Here is a 17,019-nt window from a genome sequence, read left to right on the forward strand (position 1 = left end):
GAGGTAATTAAGTGAAAGATCATGTTATTCCAAAGGCAACAGCCAAACGGCTACCTTTGTATTACCGTTATTTACGAATCTTAAATAATGCTGGTAAGAAAAAAGTATCATCAACTGAATTAAGTGAGGCTGTTCAAGTTGACAGTGCAACGATTCGCCGTGATTTTTCATATTTTGGAGAATTAGGAAAACGAGGCTATGGCTACGATGTTGAAGACCTCATGCATTTTTTCGCAAAAACATTGAATGATGATCAATTGACTAATGTGGCGTTGATCGGTGTCGGTAATTTGGGAAGTGCCCTTTTAAAATATAAATTCCATCAAAGTAACAGTATCCGTGTAAGTTGTGCATTTGATGTCAACGAAGCAATCGTTGGACGGATCGTGGATGGGATTCCCGTTTACCCTATGGAAGATATGTTTGAACAAATCAAGATCCAACAAATCGAAGTAGCAATATTGACGATACCAGCTGAGCGAGCACAAGAAGTAGTTAATCGGTTGACTGAAGCGGGCATTAAAGGTATCTTGAATTTTACTTCTGCTCGATTAAATGCGCCAGCAGATGTGTTGATTCAAAATGTTGACTTAACGAATGAATTACAAACGTTGATTTATTTTCTTCATTCCGATGCATCCTTGCAAGCGACTGAAGAAACTGAGTAACGAATGATTCAGATGACCTGGTTGGTTTACTAAACAGTCTCAAGTGATGAATGATCATTTTAGAAGTCGTGATTTCCGAAATTGATGTCTCAGTTTTTGTGAAATTTCGGCTCTTTTTTGTGGTCCGTTCGGTGGTAACCATCTTCTTGTCACCGAACAAAAGTTCCTATATAATCATGATAGGGGTGAGTGAGATGGAATTACAGTTTCCTTTACATAATGATACATCTAGAAAAATCATTCATATCGATATGGATGCTTTTTTTGCCTCTGTCGAAGAACGGGATCATCCAGAATTTAGAGGGAAACCCTTAGTTATTGCCAGACATCCGAGTGACACTGGTGGTCGAGGAGTGGTTACTACAGCGAATTATGAAGCAAGAAAGTATGGCATCCATTCAGCGATGAGTGCGCAAAAAGCATATGAATTATGTCCGCAAGCCATTTTTAAACCAGGCGATCATCAAAAATATAGTGAGATCTCACAAATTGTTCGTGAGATTTTTTACCGATATACGGATATCGTTGAGCCTGTCAGTATTGATGAAGCCTATCTTGATGTGACGAACAATAAACGCAATTGTAAATCAGCAATCAAAATTGCTCGTTTGATCCAAAGAGACATTTGGGAAGAGGTAAAACTGACCTGCTCGGCAGGTGTGAGCTATAATAAGTTTTTAGCGAAATTAGCCTCAGATTTTCAAAAACCTAAAGGCATTACTATCGTTGCACCTCAAGACGCATTGACGTTCCTAAAGGCACTACCTATTGATAAATTTCATGGGGTAGGAAAAAAAACCGTCCCTAAGATGCATGAACTTGGTATTTTCACTGGAGAAGATCTTTATAATTGTACAGAGATGATGTTGATCCAACAATTTGGAAAGATGGGCTATTCGCTTTATCGAAAAGTAAGAGGTGTCCATGATGCACCAGTCAATGTGACAAGAGAAAGAAAATCTGTAGGAAAAGAGCATACTTATGGTCAGCCACTACAAACGGAAGAAGCGGTATTAGCACAATTACGACAATTAGCTGAGAAAGTCGAAGAGTCGTTGAAAAGAGTCCAAAAACATGGAAAAACCGTAGTGTTAAAAGTGAGATATACGGATTATACGACAGTCACGAAAAGAGTCACTTTACCTGAGTATATCTATAAGAAAGAAGCGCTCTTTTATCAAGCAAGTTTGATTTGGGAAGAAATTTTAGGGATTGAACAAGGCATACGTCTCTTGGGGATCACGTTAACGAATTTAGATCCCATGACTTATGAGAATATTGTGTTACCTTTGTGGGAATGAACAAACAGTAGAAAACGTGTTGGAAATCAACATACGTTTCTACTGTTTTTTATTCAATAAGGAGTGGGAGGACCTAAATGAACTCCTGTTTTTTGATTTGTTCATACGATTCTGTAGCATCGCTGTATTTTTCCCAAATCACTACTCTATTTTCGGCTAGCGATTTTTTGACATCGATGATGCGTTGATTACTACTACCGCGAAACTGTAGTTTTAAATCCTTTTTACTTAGTTCAAAACGTCCATCAACTAAGATATCGATTTTTGCTAAAAGAGCTAACTTGTCTTCGGAGTCTTGAAGTAGTTCGTCGAAAGTATAACCGGTCCACGACCAGATATCTTTGGTCTGACCAAATTCTTGTCGGATACGCTCAACGACTTGGAGACAGACGTCCGTGTTTAGAAAAGGTTCCCCGCCTAAAAGGGTCAGTCCTTGAACGTAATCATGGCGGAGATCGGTAATGATTTGTTCTTCCAGCTCTGGTGTGAAAGGTTTACCATAGCGGAAGTTTTGCGCTGCTTTATTGAAACATCCTTCACAAGCAAATAAGCAGCCACTCACATAAAGACTATTTCTTACACCTTCGCCATCCACAAAGTTAAATGGTTTGTAATCAGCAATGTAATTTTGGCTGTAATCTTGTGCCAGCCATTCTTTAGGTTTAGGATTTCGCATAAAAAAACTTCTTTCTAACATCAAAGTATGAAAAATTTACTTAAAACTCAAACCAGTTTCACAGCAAGCAGTCTCAGAAAAGATAATGGACTAGCCTCAAAAAAATGCGAATAAATCGAACGGTCACGGTTCACACACCGTTCGATTTATCGTAGTCACGCTGTGAAAGGGGATTGTTTTCTAAGGAATAACTGATCGCTCTATCTTTTTTTTAGAGTGAATTAGAACGAAATAGTAGAGAAAGATTACTTCATATGTTTGACACGTGAAGAGATCTCCTTGTGACGACCGTGAACCATTGGACGTGCTTGTGGGTTACCTAAATAGCCACAGGTTCTTTTAACGACGTCACAAGTTTTTGGATCATGGTTGCCGCATTCGGGACATTCAAAGCCACGTTCGGTTGGTTTGAAGTCACCTTCAAAGCCACATTTGTAGCAATGATCAATTGGTGTATTCGTTCCTAAATAGCCAACTTTATCGTAAGCATAATCCCAAACGGCTTCTAATGCTTTCGGGTTTTGTTGAAGCATTGGGTACTCACAGTAATGGATAAAACCACCAGAACAATACTTCGGATAATCTTTTTCAAAATCTAGTTTTTCAAACGGAGTTGGGTTTTTACGAACGTCATAATGGAAACTATTCGTGTAATATTCTTTATCAGTGATGTTTTCGACTTCGCCAAATTTTTCTGTATCTAAACGGCAGAAACGATCAGTTAAGCTCTCACTAGGTGTAGAGTAAACGCTGAAATGATATCCATATTCGTCACCCCAAGCATCTGCTTTGGCTTTTAATTCCTTCACGATATCAAGGGTAAAATCTTTTGCTTCGGGATTGTTTTCCCATTCCCCACCATAAAAAGCAGAAGCCACTTCGTAAAGACCGATATAACCTAAAGAAACCGTTGCACGACGATTTTTGAATAATTCATCGACAGCATCTGTTTTTGAGAGACGTTTACCGAATGCACCATACATATATAAGATTGGTGCGTTAGCAGGGATTGCTTCTTTACAACGATCGACACGATAAACTAAAGCATCTTTCATGATGGCTAAGCGCTCAGAGAGGATTTGCCAGAATTTTTCCTGATCGCCTTTCGCTTCGATGGCAATACGAGGTAAGTTTAGTGTGACCACACCAAGATTCATTCGACCAACGTTCATTTCTTGGCCATTTTCATCTTTCCAACCTTGTAAAAATGAACGACAACCCATAGGTACTTTGAAACTACCGGTTAATTCAACGATTTTGTCGTAGTTTAAAATATCAGGATACATCCGCTTAGTTGCACATTCCAAAGCTAATTGTTTAATGTCATAATTAGGATCAGTTGGGTTCAAGTTTATGCCATCTTTTAATGTGAAAATCAATTTAGGGAAGATAGCTGTCCGCTTTTCGCTACCTAAGCCATTGATCCGATTTTGTAAGATTGCTTTTTGAATTTCTCGCTCAAACCAGTTTTTTCCTAAACCAAAGCCAAGAGAAGTAAATGGTGTTTGACCATTTGAAGTAAAAAGAGTATTGATTTCATATTCTAGACTTTGCATCGCATCAAAAATATCTTTTTTGGTTTTTGATTTCGCATACTCTACTCGACGTTCAGGTGTTTCGATCCATTCTTCTGCATCCGCTAAATGTTTTTGATAATTCAGTTCAGCGAAAGGAGCAAGTAATTCATCTGTTCGGTCAGCAGAACAACCACCATATTGACTGGAAGCTACATTTGCAATGATCTGTGAAATTTGAGCAGTAGCAGTTTGAATTGATTTTGGTGATTCCACTTCAGCATTTCCAATTTTGAATCCGTTGTTCAACATTCCTTTGAAATCGATCAAACAACAGTTTGTCATTGGTGTGTATGGATGATAATCTAAATCATGGTAATGGATGTCGCCTTTTTGATGCGCATTTGCGATATGTGGGGGCAACATTTTCAAACCGATGGATTTTCCAACGATACCAGCGGTTAAATCTCTTTGAGTATTGAAGACATTACTATCTTTATTTGCATTCTCATTGACAACTGTTTGGTCTTTATTGATCAATTTTTTGATCGAAAAATTGATATCTGTCGCTTTGCTTCTGGCAAAATCACGTTTTGTGCGGTAATTGATATATTCTTCTGCTAATTCATATTCGTTTTTTTCTAAAAGAATGTGTTCAACGATATTTTGGATCTCATATATTTTAACGTTGTCGGTAAAGCGTCGTTTGATTTCTTGAACGACTAAATCCACGATCGTTTGAATTTTTTCATAAGTAAGTGGAGACAATGAGCCATGAATTTTCTTTTCAGCTTTGACTAAAGCCTCATTGATTTTTGTTTCATCAAATTCGACACGTCGACCATCTCGTTTAATGATTGTTATGTTTGATACTTCTGAATGAAGGGGATCTGTTACTTTTTCTTCAATTTGTACACTCATTTTATTCAACTCCTGCTAAATTCTTCTTGTCTATCATAAAACAAAATCCACAAAGGAGCAACTAAATACTAGCTATATATAGTATGCAAACAGGTGTATAAACGGACAACTATACTATATGTTGTATATATTTCTTTGTGAAAAAAAGTGAAAACGTAAGTTTATAGGATTTTTATTTTGAATATACCGCTTTCGTGAATAAAATAGATGAATAAAAATTTTTTTAAAAAAAGGTTATGTCTGCGAAATGATAAAAATCTAAAAAGAAATGCTCAAATGCTGTAAAGATCAGAGAAAAAAACCAAAGAATATGCTAATATGCTGGTAAGTGTGTCAGTGTGGCGAGTAAGCAAAACCCAAGGAGGAAAGCCATGGATAAAATGATCGAGGTAAAACATGTAAGTAAAAGCTATGGAAATAAGCTTTCGCCGGTAAAAGTACTTGATAATATCTCTTTTACAGTAGAAAAAGGAGAATTTGTTGGCATCATGGGTCCGAGTGGTGCTGGAAAGACGACTTTGATGAATATTCTTTCGACGATCAATCTACCAACGATGGGAAGTGTGTTGATCCAAGGAAATGAGATCACTAAAATGAAAAATAATGAATTGAGTGACTTCCGTCGCAAAAAATTAGGATTTATTTTTCAAGAATTTAATTTGATCGATACATTGAATGCGAAGGACAATATCTTACTACCATTAGCGGTGGAACGAATCTCGAAAGAAGAGATGGAAAAAAGTGTGTTGCATGTTGCTCAATTATTAGGGATCGAAGAAATCTTAAAACGTTATCCAGATGAATTATCAGTTGGTCAGAGACAACGGATTGCGGCTGCTAGAGCATTAGTTATTCAACCACAAGTCATTTTTGCTGATGAGCCAACCGGGTCTCTGGACTCGAAATCAGCCACCGAGTTACTAAATTATTTAACAACGATGAATCGAGTAGAAAAATCAACTATCTTATTAGTAACACATGATCCGTATACAGCCAGTTATTGTGATCGGATTTTATTTATCAAAGATGGGGTGATTTTCTCTGAAGTAGTTCGCAGAGGTTCAAGAAACGAATTTTTTGAACGGGTGATTGATATGCAGGCGACCATTGGGGGAGGTGGAAAACTCAATGCTTTATAAGTTGGCTGCGAAAAGTTTTCTGCGACAGTCAAGAGGGTATCTCGTTTACTTTTTTAGTCTAACGTTATCAACGATGATCTACTATTCTTTTAGTACGATTTCTTATGATCAATTATTGAACCGAAGGACACAGCAAGATTCTTTATTCAATGTTTTTTTTGGTATGGGTAGTTGGATTATCTTAATCGTATTACTTTTTTTTGTTATTAGTGCAAATCGTTTTTTCTTTAACCGCAGACAAAGAGAGATTGGGATCTATCAGTTGTTTGGTGTGAAGAAAACCCAAATCTCACTGATCTATGTATTGGAAACAATGGCTATTGGATTATTCGCCTGTACAGCAGGGATTATTTTAGGAATCATTTTCTCAAAATTATTTTCTATGATCTTGATTCGCATGATGAACTTGCAAATCACGAGTCTTTTCTTCATTTCCGTGCCATCGATTTTTGAAACATTTCTGTTGTTTTTTTTGATTTTATCTGTTGTTTCTTTGTACTCATTATGGAAAATCTGGCGCTATCCGACGATTCGAAATTTTGGCGAATACGATCATTTGGAAAGTAGCAAGTTAAGAGTTCGGACACGCCATCGTTTTTTAGGAACATTGGGTTTATTGCTGATCTCTAGTGGTTATTTCTTTGCGGTCCACTATCGGGAATTTGCTGCTAAACTTTTTATTTTTACGCAAGATCTTCGCTTTCCTTTCTTATTATTTGTTCTGATCCTGCTGTTTTGTGTGATCGGGACATATCTGTTCTTTTGTTTTTCCCTACGTGTGTTAATTGATTTGGTGAGTCGTTCTCGAATTAAGTATCGAGGGATCAACTTCTTGCTGATCGGCAATACGCAGATCCATCTGCTGAAAAGCTGGCGGATCAATTCGTTGATCACACTGATCATGGCTCTAGCTTTAACGATGATTGGCGCAATGATGAGTGCGACTGTCATCATGTCTCGAAATGTGGAGATGGTCTCACCGGTATCTTATCAAATGGATAAGGCAACAGCCGACAAGCTGCGACCGCTTCTTGCAAGTGAAGGGCAAACGATCACAAAAGAAATGACGATCAATTACAAAGTAATTGGAAGTTACTATAATGATAAGTTAGACGGGATTTCTGAGGAAAAAGTATTTCAATTGGTAAATTTGATTCCAGAAAAAGAATATCATGCCTTTCGACAATTCAATTCTAAAATGCCTAAAATTGATTTAACATCGGATAACAGCACTGTGGTATTAGATAGTATGAAAAACATCTTTAGAAATTTTTCAATGTATGATTCAACATTCTACTTGCCTGATCAAACTTTAGATATTCAAGCAACCTTACCTAATTTTTTAGGAGATGGTTCGTTGAGGTATTTCGGTCCGACACTCGTTGTCAGTGATGATTATTTTGCTAAGGCATCTGGACTAAACTATCAAGTGGTCAATTGGAATGTGCAAGGGGGAGATCAGGAAAAAATCATTGAACGTATTTCTAAAGAGATTCCTACAAGTTATGAGAACATCATTTATTATGATTATGAGATCAAAGGAGAGTCTATAACTGGAACGATTCATAAAAATGAATCGCACCAAGAAAAAGCAGCTTCAGATCAATCTTCTGATGAATACAATAATGAAGATTCACGTCTTAATTTTTCTGCACGTTTCCCATTTAAACGGACAGTTGAACAAGGAATTGGTTTAATGGCGTATGTTTCGATCTTTATTGGAATAATTGTTATTGTCACGACTGGAAGCATGCTGATGGTTCGTCAATTAGCAGAAGCAGAAGAAGAACGAGAGAATTATCAATTATTAACGAAATTAGGGATTTCTCGAAAAAAAGTGAAGCGAGTCATCTTTGGGCAAAATGCGATCATGTTTTTCCCACCAATTATTTTGGGGAGTATGCATACCTTTTTTGCCATTGAAGTATTTACTCAATATGTCGATACAGCAAATTATGGGTTAGCATATCTGATTTGTGGCTCACTTGTCTTGATCTATATCTTGTTTTATTACATCACAAGTGTCTTATATTGCAGGATTATTGAGGAGTAAATCAAGCTATATTTAAATGAGCAAAAGGTTAGTACTCTGTTTTTTTAATTTGAATGAAGAAAGACTTAAACGATTGGTTACATAGATTGTTTAAGTCTTTTTAGCTTTTAAAAAAAAATCTTTATTTATTTGAGGTGATGCTTATATTATAATAACCGTCTTTTTGTAGTTAATCTAAATTGTGACAAAATTGTTAGCAGAAAAGCGATTACTGTTAGGAAAACAAATGTTGTTTTTTAAAAAGAATGGGTAAAATTATTTTGAGATTCGATTAGGAGGGAAATATAAATTGAAAAATTGGTGGAATAATCCTCAATTTAGGTACTGGGGCACGTTTGTGGTACGAACATTATTGTATAGTGCAATTATTTTTATGTTGATTTATTTGTACCATTATAAAAATGTCCAAGGCGGATCTTTTATCTATAATGAATTTTAGGAGGAAGACGATGGATATTCAAACAATCGTTGAATCAATTGATTTTTTTGGTCAAACGGAACCAGATCGGGTCGTTTATCAGACAGAAATCACAGAGCATACCTATGGGGAGCTAAAAAGAAAGTCCGATGCTTTAGCAGCTTATTTAGACAGAAATCTACAGAAACAGGGACCAATCGTGGTTTTTGGAAATCTAGAGTTTGAAATGATCGTTTCTTTTCTTGGTGGCACCAAAGCTGGCCATGCCTATCTTCCGATTGAAGAACATACGCCGAATGAGCGAATTGAATCAATTCTTCGAGTAGCAAAACCAGCTTTGATCATTAGTGTCGGTGACTGGCAGATGGAAACAGATGGTATCCCAGTGATTTCTCGGGAAGAATTAGCAACGATCACGAAAAAAGAGAGTCAATACGAAGCAACACATCCAGTTAAAGGCGACGAAAATTATTATATTATTTTTACCTCTGGTACTACAGGTGAGCCCAAGGGTGTGCAAATCAGTCATGATAACTTATTGAGCTTTGTTCGTTGGACGATCCAGGAATTTCATCTTGAACAGGGTCTACGTTTCTTAGCACAAGCACCATTTTCGTTTGACTTATCTGTTTTTTCGATTTATCCAGCACTTGTGACAGGAGGAATGTTAAAACCCTTAGAAAAAGCGGTTATTCAAGACTTTAGACAATTATTTTCTACTTTAGCAAAGTTGAAATTAGATGTCTGGGTATCAACTCCTTCATTTATCGATATCTGTTTGATGGAACCCACTTTTGATGCGGAACATGTACCAGATCTAGCCACTTTCTTGTTCTGTGGGGAAGAATTAACCAAAAAAACAGCGCAAGAATTATTGAAACGATTTCCTGAAGCCCGTATTTATAATACGTATGGACCAACGGAAGCCACGGTTGCTATTTCAAGTATCCAAATCACTCAAGGTATTTTAGATCGCTATGAACGTTTACCGATTGGTTATATCAAAGAAGATACCGAGGTTCAGATTGTGAATGATCAAAAAGTGCAACCAGTCAATCAAACAGGCGAAATTATTATCTTGGGTCCTAGTGTCTCCAAGGGGTATCTGAATAATCCAGAAAAAACCAAAGCTGCTTTTTTCAAGAAACAGGATCAACAAAGTTATCATACTGGCGATGCTGGGTTTCTTAATGAGGAAGGTCTTTTGTTCTATGAGGGACGAATGGATCAACAGATAAAACTTCATGGGTATCGTATCGAATTAGGAGATATCGAACACGGGCTTTTGTTAGATGAACGGATTAAACAAGCGATAGTTGTTCCAAAATACCAAGGAACCAAAGTTCAACAACTAGTTGCTTTTATTGTATTAGAAGAAAATTCGCCAGAACCAAGTTTTAAACTCTCTAAATCAATTAAGGAAAAATTGGCACATTCGGTCATGGATTACATGGTCCCTCAAAAAATCAATTACATTGATCTTTTACCACAAACGGTGAACGGGAAAATCGATCGGAAAAAATTAATAGCTGAGGTGAATCCTCAATGACCTTTCCACATATGATCCCGTACGCAGAACCTTATTATTTTCTGCTGTTAATCATCGGTTTAGTACCGATCGTGCTATCATTGTTGATTCGAGGGAAAAGACTGCCAATTTATCAAACACTCATCACCTTGCTTTTCTTATTCATCAGTTTTGGTGGTGTCTATTGGCAACAAGGTGTAGCCTTGATTGCATATGTTGTTTGGCAGACATTATTAGTTTGGGCTTACTTCGTTTACCGTCAAAAGGAAAATCAAGGTATTTGGTTTTACTTAGCGGTGATCCTAGCGATTTTCCCATTATTTTTAACAAAAGTCACACCGTTTTTTGCCCATGGGAAAGAATCTTTTCTAGCTTTTCTAGGGATCTCCTATCTAACCTTTAAATCTGTTCAGATGATCATGGAAATTAGGGATGGATTGATCAAGAACTATCAGCCTTTTCGTTATATTCAATTTTTACTCTTTTTTCCAACGATTTCATCTGGACCAATCGATCGCTATAGAAGATTTGAAAAGGATCAATGTCAGCCGCCTGCAACTGAGAAATATCTGACATTATTAGAAAAAGGTATCCAAAATATTTTTCTAGGTTTTTTATACAAATTTATTATTGGCTATTATTTGGGCCAAGTGTTGTTACCAATCGTTTCCAAAGCTGCCTTGCAACATGGTGGTTTTTCTTGGTCATTAGTAGGATATACCTATGTGTATAGTTTATATCTGTTTTTTGACTTTGCAGGCTATAGTTTGTTTGCGGTGGGAACGAGTTACTTGATGGGGTACCAAACACCAATCAACTTTAACAAACCATTCTTGTCTTGGAATATCAAAGAATTTTGGAATCGTTGGCACATGACGTTATCATTTTGGTTTCGAGATTATGTTTATATGCGCTTGATGTTTTTCTTGATGAAGAAAAAATGGTTCAAAAGTAAAATTGTAACCTCGAATATTGGTTATTATGCATTATTCCTATTGATGGGAATCTGGCATGGTCTAACTTGGTATTACATCGTGTATGGGTTGTATCATGCTACTTTGATTTGCTTAACCGACGTTTGGCTACGATTCAAGAAAAAACATAAAAAACAACTACCATCCAATTGGTTTACTCACGCTTTTGCTGTCTTTATGACTTTCCAAGCAGTTTGTTTTAGTTTATTGATATTTTCGGGCTTTTTAGACCAACTTTTGTTTAAGTAAAGCAGATGATTATCTAAGACTTAAAAATGATTTATTTTACATTATGATTATTTAAGGAGAGATTATATTATGGAAGAACAAATTTTAACTATTTTAGAAGACATTACAGGAACAGATGAAATAAGAGAGAATCGAGAGCTTGATTTGTTTGGTGAAGGATTGTTGGATTCACTTGCTTCTGTTCAATTATTAGTCGAATTAGATGGACAATTAGATGTTCAAGTCCCTGTTTCTGAATTTGATCGTGAACAGTGGGGCACACCGAATAAAATCATTGCACAAGTACAAGAATTGAAGGGATGAGAATGAAAAAGAAATTATTTGCTATTTTCGGTCCAATCCTTTTAGCTTTTGGATTGATAGCAGTTTTTTTCACTTCTTCGTATCGTGTGGATCTAACCGACCCAACAGTCATAAAAAAAGCTTCTACATCCATGTCCGAAAATGTGTTAAAAGGAGATACCATCAAAAACGAAGCCTTAGCTGAAAAAAAATATGTTCCTTTTTTTGGTTCAAGTGAACTCAGTCGGATCAGTCCGTTTCACCCATCCGTCTTGGCGGAGAAATACCATCGTGATTATCGTCCCTTCTTATTAGGGGCACCTGGGACACAATCATTAAGTCAGTATATGATGATGCGCTCTGCAGGAGATGATTTGAAAAATAAGAAAATCGTTTTTATCATTTCTCCACAATGGTTTGTCAAAGATGGCGTAAAAAAAGATTATTTTGATACGTATTATTCACAGTTACAAACCCTTGACTGGCTGTTCTCATTGAAAAAAATCACTCCTGCTGACCGTTATTTAGCTAGAAGACTTTTACATTTTTCTATCGTTAAAAAAGATGAAAAATTGACGGAAATGTTACAAATGATCAAAAAAGGTCAACTTCCTTCTGTTGAAAAACGAAATCAATTGCGCTTGAACTGGAATATTTTAAAAAGAGAAGATGAAATGTTCAGCAATATTGGTCTGAAAAGTAAACAAGACAAAATTGATCAGGCAATGAAGCCGTTGCCTGCTAATTATCAAGAAAAAGTTCTGGCAAACCTAGCGGAAAATATTGGGAGAAAAAGTACAAGCGACAATTCTTTTGAGTTAAAAAATGATTTTTATAAAGAGCGCATTCGTCACCACTTAAAAGAGCTGAAAAATTCTCAAAAAAATTGGGATTATCGTTTTTCACCTGAATTTTCAGATTTTCAATTAGTCCTACAGCAATTAGCCCAAGAACAGGCAGAAGCATTATTCATCATTCCACCTGTGAATCAAAAATGGAGTGATTATACTGGGTTATCTCAAGAAATGCTTCAAGGATTTGCAAAGAAAATCAAATTTCAATTGCAGAGTCAAGGCTTTGATCGGATCGCAGATTTTACAAAAATGGCTGATCAACCTTATTTCATGGAAGACACCATTCATTTAGGTTGGAAAGGGTGGCTAGCAGCAGATCAACGGATTAGACCGTTTTTAGAAAACCAACAACAACCAAGTCACTATCAATTGGATCCATCATTTTATAGTAAAGACTGGCAAAAACATTCACCAAATGATTTAAAAGAAAACCAACAGTAATGGAGTTTCGAACACGAAGTGCATAAAAGAAACGTTCGTTTACTGCTGTCAGTCCATTTAAGAGAAAATAGCGATTGCTATCGTATGCATTATGCAAAAAAGCCAGGATTATTGAAAGTTATTCGGTAAACTTTCGAGGAATCCTGGCTTTTTTCTAACTGAAAAAATCGTTCTGCTGAAAAGCACACCTAATAAATGGTATAATCTAGCTATCAATACGAGAAATGAGGGAGACGTTTTGGATAAAAAAGAAGAACAGTTACTGATTGATCTGACTTCAGCCAAAGGAGTACCAGGCAATGAAGAAGAAGTGAGACAAGTCTATAAAAAGTATGCAAAAGACTTTGCGGAAGATATTTTTTATGATGGCTTAGGTAGTATTATCGCCAAACATGGTTCTGGTGGTGGACCTAAGATTTTTATTTCCGGTCATATGGATGAAGTGGGATTTATGGTGACTAAGATCACTGATAAAGGTTTTTTGGAATTTCAAACATTAGGTGGTTGGTGGGGACAAGTGATGTTAGCCCAACAAGTGGAAATCAAAACGCAAGATGGGAAAGTGATCCATGGCGTGATTGGTTCGAAACCGCCACATGTTTTAACCCCACAAGTAAGAAATAAACCGTATGATATCAAGGATATGTTTATTGATATTGGAGCGACAAGCGATAAAGAAGCAAAAGAATGGGGTATTCGCCCTGGCGATATGGTAACCCCATATATTGAGTATAAACGGTTGAATGGCGGTAAATTTTTACTAGCTAAGGCTTGGGACAATCGCATCGGTACAGCTGTTTCATTACGAGTTCTTGAGAATTTAGCAAAAGAAGGACATCCCAATGTTTTATTCGCAGGGAGCGATGTGCAAGAAGAAGTTGGCCTTAGAGGGGCACGCACAAGTACACACTTAGTGAATCCAGATATCGCCTTTGCTTTAGATACAGGAACAGCTGGAGATACACCGGGGATGACGCCAAAAGAAGCGGATTCGATTTTGGGTAAAGGTCCACAAATCTTGATTTTTGATGCTTCAATGATTCCACATAAAAAACTGTTGAATTTTGTGATTGATGTGGCGGAAGAAATGGATATACCATTCCAATACACCGTCATTACTGGTGGTGGGACAGACGCAGGACAGATGCATTTGACAAGAGATGGGGTACCGTCTGTGGCGATTACTGTTCCGGTGCGGTATTTGCATTCACATACTTCAGTGATCCATGAAGATGATTATTTGAATACTGTGAAATTAGTGACGGAATTAGTGAAGCGATTAGACCACAAAACAGTTGAAAAGATTAGGAGTTATGATTAATGGAAACAAAGTTATCACTTTCAGATTATCGCAAAAAAGCTCGAGCTAGCCTTGCGCAACAATGGGGAATCAATGCTTGGCTAGTCTTTCTTTCGATGTTTGTTGCGGGTTTGATTCAAATGTTTTTTGAGGGATTTTTTTTCGTAGATAGCACGCAACAACAAATAGTTAGCTTTTTACTAGAGAATTTCCTTTTATTTGCTTTTTCATATGCCTTATATTACATTGCGCTAGTAGTCGTTCGTGGCGGCAGAGCAAAAAGTAATTTATTGTTTGCCGTCTTTCAAAAAAAATATTTTGGACCTATTTTAGTGATTAATTTGATCAATGTTGTGATCAATTGGATCATTAATGCCCTTGTTTTATTACCAGGTTTTTTGATTGGTGGTGTCAATACTTATACACAATTACTATTTAATTCAAACACAATTTCAACAGATGTGTTATCAGGGAATGCTTTGGACATTAGTTACGTTTTGACCACCCTGCTCATGACCTTTGTTTCTCTTTTGTTGATGAGTATTGTGGGCGGATTGTTTCAATTTGCGGCTTGGACTAAATTTGATTACCCAGAACTTTCAATCATCCAGTGTTTGCAATACGCGTGGTATTTATTAAAAGATCGTTTAGGTACTTATATCCTATTACAACTTTCATTTATCGGGTGGTACCTTGTTGGAGCCCTAGCCTTGTTCTTTGGTTTATTGTGGGTTATCGCCTATGTCAATGTGACCATTGCAGGTTTTTACGAGCAAGCAAGACTTGAAAAAGAACCCCCAGCTACTTATTTTTCATAAAATATGAGAGAGGTTTCACAGAAAAAACAGGATTCTATTACATTGATTCTGAAAGGAGAACGATCATGAAATTAACTGTATTAGGTTGCTTAGGCGCCTATCCATATAAAAATCAAGGAACGACTAGCTATTTATTGCAGTCAGCTGGCTTTAACCTACTGATCGATGCTGGTAGCGCCACCTTGATAAAATTACAAGAGCATCTTGAACCGTTAGAACTTGATGCGGTTATCTTGAGCCATTACCATCATGATCACATCGCTGATCTAGGTGTATTGCAATATTATTGGCAACTACATCCTGAAAAAGAACCAGGAGCTATCTTGCCAATCTATGGACATACTAAAGACACTTTTCATTTTGATGAGTTAACAATGCCGAACGTGTCAGAAGGACGTGGCTATTTTGAGGCAGAAGAATTGAAAGTAGGTCCTTTTTTAATCACGTTTATGGAAACCATCCATCCAGTGGTGTGCTATGCCATGCGGATCGTCGAAGAAGCGACTGGCAAAGTCTTTGTTTTTACAGGTGATTCCGGCTATTTGGAAAGTTTTGTAGAATTTGCTGAAAATGCAGACTTATTTCTAGCAGATACTTATCTGTTTGCTGGTAATGAACGACACAAAGCGCACTTTACGTCAAAAGAAGCGGGGGAACTTGCGAAAGCAGCAAAAGTCAAAAAGCTAGTATTGACCCATTTACCTCAATTTGGGGATCTTACACAATTACAGAACGAAGCGCAACAAGCTGCGGGTGATACAGTAGAAGTAGCACTAGCAAAAGTCGATAAAGTATTTGATATCTAGGAGGAAGACAATGATTTTTGTACCGAATGACAAGCATGATCCACGTATCAATCTAGCAATTGAACAATTTTTACTCCAAGAAATGCCTGTTGATGAACCGATTTTATTGTTTTATATCAATGAACCATCTATCATTATTGGGCGTAATCAAAACACGATCGAAGAAATCAATCGAGATTACGTTGAACAACAGGGCATCCATGTCGTTCGTCGTTTAAGTGGCGGTGGAGCCGTCTATCACGACTTTGGAAATTTAAACTTTAGTTTTATCATGCCTGATGATGGCGATTCTTTCCGTGATTTTGCTAAAGTTACTAAGCCAATTATTCAAGCTCTTCACGAATTAGGGGTATCTGGAGCAGAGTTAAAAGGCCGAAATGATTTAGTGATTGATGGTATGAAATTCTCTGGTAATGCAATGTATGCAACGAATGGTCGAATGTTTGCCCATGGAACTATCATGTTTGATTCTGACATCAATGAAGTGGTCAATGCGTTAAAAGTAAAAAAAGATAAAATCGAGTCCAAAGGGATCAAATCGATTCGTTCTCGTGTGACCAATATCAAACCATTTTTACCTAAAGAAAAACAAGAGATGTTAACAGAAGAATTTCGTGATGAAATTCTATTAAAAATATTTGGAGTAGCAACGCTGGCAGAGGTTAATACGTATCAGCTAACAGACAAAGACTGGATCAAAATCAACGAAATCTCTGATCGCTATTATCGTAATTGGGATTGGAATTATGGGAAATCACCTGATTTTAACTTTTCGAGACAAAAGCGGTATCCGATTGGTTCGATCGAAGTCCATCTGAATGTGTCACATGGTTTGATTGATGATGTGAAAATATTTGGTGACTTCTTTGGGTTAGGAGAGATAAAGGACGTCGAAGAGAAACTGATTGGACAAAGATATGATAAATCAGTTTTAAGTGATGTAGTAAAAACGATTGATATCAAAAAGTATTTTGGTGCGATCGAAGCTGAAGATTTTCTTGCTCTTTTATATTGATCGAATGTTAGTCATTAGTCAAAAACAGGGAACACCAATGATTGGTGTTCCCTGTTTTTTAT

General features: G+C 36.8%; 15 protein-coding genes. 13 read left to right on the forward strand and 2 right to left on the reverse strand.

What is annotated here, in order from left to right; all coding sequences use genetic code 11:
• Nucleotides 1-11 precede the first annotated feature (11 nt).
• On the forward strand, nucleotides 12-668 hold the full coding sequence (locus IGK81_RS03280) for a redox-sensing transcriptional repressor Rex (RefSeq protein ID WP_010719828.1): 657 nt from the start codon (nucleotides 12-14) through the stop codon (nucleotides 666-668).
• A 194-nt stretch (nucleotides 669-862) separates the two neighbouring features.
• Complete coding sequence (gene dinB, locus IGK81_RS03285; RefSeq protein ID WP_010719827.1) at nucleotides 863-1,969, forward strand: DNA polymerase IV; 1,107 nt, start codon at nucleotides 863-865, stop codon at nucleotides 1,967-1,969.
• A 73-nt stretch (nucleotides 1,970-2,042) separates the two neighbouring features.
• On the opposite strand, the gene nrdG is transcribed toward dinB, so the two are convergent.
• Together nrdG and nrdD are read right to left on the reverse strand one after the other, a co-directional pair.
• Nucleotides 2,043-2,645, reverse strand: coding sequence for an anaerobic ribonucleoside-triphosphate reductase activating protein (nrdG, locus tag IGK81_RS03290; protein ID WP_438757530.1), 603 nt, complete (start codon nucleotides 2,643-2,645; stop codon nucleotides 2,043-2,045).
• A 245-nt stretch (nucleotides 2,646-2,890) separates the two neighbouring features.
• Nucleotides 2,891-5,080, reverse strand: coding sequence for an anaerobic ribonucleoside-triphosphate reductase (gene nrdD / locus IGK81_RS03295; protein WP_034698768.1), 2,190 nt, complete (start codon nucleotides 5,078-5,080; stop codon nucleotides 2,891-2,893).
• 371 nt (nucleotides 5,081-5,451) lie between these two features.
• Between nrdD and IGK81_RS03300 the strand changes: the two genes are divergently transcribed.
• From IGK81_RS03300 to IGK81_RS03350, 11 genes are all read left to right on the forward strand, one after another.
• A complete protein-coding gene (locus IGK81_RS03300) occupies nucleotides 5,452-6,219 on the forward strand; it encodes an ABC transporter ATP-binding protein (protein WP_034698771.1) in 768 nt (255 codons plus the stop codon).
• Nucleotides 6,209-8,272 (forward strand): ABC transporter permease, encoded by a 2,064-nt coding sequence (locus IGK81_RS03305; RefSeq protein ID WP_034698774.1) that lies wholly within the window; start codon nucleotides 6,209-6,211, stop codon nucleotides 8,270-8,272. The genes IGK81_RS03300 and IGK81_RS03305 overlap by 11 nt, the downstream gene beginning before the upstream one ends.
• A gap of 289 nt (nucleotides 8,273-8,561) precedes the next feature.
• Complete coding sequence (locus IGK81_RS03310; protein ID WP_014834217.1) at nucleotides 8,562-8,711, forward strand: teichoic acid D-Ala incorporation-associated protein DltX; 150 nt, start codon at nucleotides 8,562-8,564, stop codon at nucleotides 8,709-8,711.
• Nucleotides 8,712-8,721: 10 nt separating this feature from the next.
• Nucleotides 8,722-10,239, forward strand: coding sequence for a D-alanine--poly(phosphoribitol) ligase subunit DltA (dltA, locus tag IGK81_RS03315; protein WP_034698777.1), 1,518 nt, complete (start codon nucleotides 8,722-8,724; stop codon nucleotides 10,237-10,239).
• Entirely contained in the window at nucleotides 10,236-11,441 is a 1,206-nt protein-coding gene (gene dltB, locus IGK81_RS03320; protein ID WP_010738273.1) for a D-alanyl-lipoteichoic acid biosynthesis protein DltB, read from the forward strand. The genes dltA and dltB overlap by 4 nt, the downstream gene beginning before the upstream one ends.
• Before the next feature lie 69 nt (nucleotides 11,442-11,510).
• Complete coding sequence (dltC, locus tag IGK81_RS03325; RefSeq protein WP_010719820.1) at nucleotides 11,511-11,744, forward strand: D-alanine--poly(phosphoribitol) ligase subunit DltC; 234 nt, start codon at nucleotides 11,511-11,513, stop codon at nucleotides 11,742-11,744.
• A gap of 2 nt (nucleotides 11,745-11,746) precedes the next feature.
• A complete protein-coding gene (gene dltD, locus IGK81_RS03330; protein ID WP_010738272.1) occupies nucleotides 11,747-13,018 on the forward strand; it encodes a D-alanyl-lipoteichoic acid biosynthesis protein DltD in 1,272 nt (423 codons plus the stop codon).
• Nucleotides 13,019-13,256: 238 nt separating this feature from the next.
• Nucleotides 13,257-14,339, forward strand: coding sequence for a M42 family metallopeptidase (locus IGK81_RS03335; protein WP_034698780.1), 1,083 nt, complete (start codon nucleotides 13,257-13,259; stop codon nucleotides 14,337-14,339).
• Nucleotides 14,339-15,136: a DUF975 family protein gene (locus tag IGK81_RS03340; RefSeq protein WP_010719817.1), complete on the forward strand. Its 798-nt coding sequence runs from the start codon at nucleotides 14,339-14,341 to the stop codon at nucleotides 15,134-15,136. The genes IGK81_RS03335 and IGK81_RS03340 overlap by 1 nt, the downstream gene beginning before the upstream one ends.
• A 65-nt stretch (nucleotides 15,137-15,201) precedes the next feature.
• Complete coding sequence (locus tag IGK81_RS03345) at nucleotides 15,202-15,942, forward strand: MBL fold metallo-hydrolase (RefSeq protein WP_010719816.1); 741 nt, start codon at nucleotides 15,202-15,204, stop codon at nucleotides 15,940-15,942.
• Between the two features lie 10 nt (nucleotides 15,943-15,952).
• On the forward strand, nucleotides 15,953-16,957 hold the full coding sequence (locus tag IGK81_RS03350; protein ID WP_010719815.1) for a lipoate--protein ligase: 1,005 nt from the start codon (nucleotides 15,953-15,955) through the stop codon (nucleotides 16,955-16,957).
• The last annotated feature ends 62 nt before the right edge of the window (nucleotides 16,958-17,019 follow it).

It is taken from the genome of Enterococcus sp. DIV0703 (genome assembly GCF_051711065.1).
Taxonomy (GTDB): Bacteria; Bacillota; Bacilli; order Lactobacillales; family Enterococcaceae; genus Enterococcus_B; species Enterococcus_B hirae.

Coding starts and splice junctions, on each gene's coding strand:
- IGK81_RS03340 (WP_010719817.1), top strand. CDS start 14,339: ATGGAAACAAAGTTATCACTTTCAGATTATCGCAAAAAAGCTCGAGCT.
- nrdD (WP_034698768.1), bottom strand. CDS start 5,080: ATGAGTGTACAAATTGAAGAAAAAGTAACAGATCCCCTTCATTCAGAA.
- IGK81_RS03345 (WP_010719816.1), top strand. CDS start 15,202: ATGAAATTAACTGTATTAGGTTGCTTAGGCGCCTATCCATATAAAAAT.
- IGK81_RS03350 (WP_010719815.1), top strand. CDS start 15,953: ATGATTTTTGTACCGAATGACAAGCATGATCCACGTATCAATCTAGCA.
- nrdG (WP_438757530.1), bottom strand. CDS start 2,645: ATGCGAAATCCTAAACCTAAAGAATGGCTGGCACAAGATTACAGCCAA.
- dltC (WP_010719820.1), top strand. CDS start 11,511: ATGGAAGAACAAATTTTAACTATTTTAGAAGACATTACAGGAACAGAT.
- IGK81_RS03300 (WP_034698771.1), top strand. CDS start 5,452: ATGGATAAAATGATCGAGGTAAAACATGTAAGTAAAAGCTATGGAAAT.
- dltA (WP_034698777.1), top strand. CDS start 8,722: ATGGATATTCAAACAATCGTTGAATCAATTGATTTTTTTGGTCAAACG.
- dltB (WP_010738273.1), top strand. CDS start 10,236: ATGACCTTTCCACATATGATCCCGTACGCAGAACCTTATTATTTTCTG.
- dltD (WP_010738272.1), top strand. CDS start 11,747: ATGAAAAAGAAATTATTTGCTATTTTCGGTCCAATCCTTTTAGCTTTT.
- IGK81_RS03305 (WP_034698774.1), top strand. CDS start 6,209: ATGCTTTATAAGTTGGCTGCGAAAAGTTTTCTGCGACAGTCAAGAGGG.
- dinB (WP_010719827.1), top strand. CDS start 863: ATGGAATTACAGTTTCCTTTACATAATGATACATCTAGAAAAATCATT.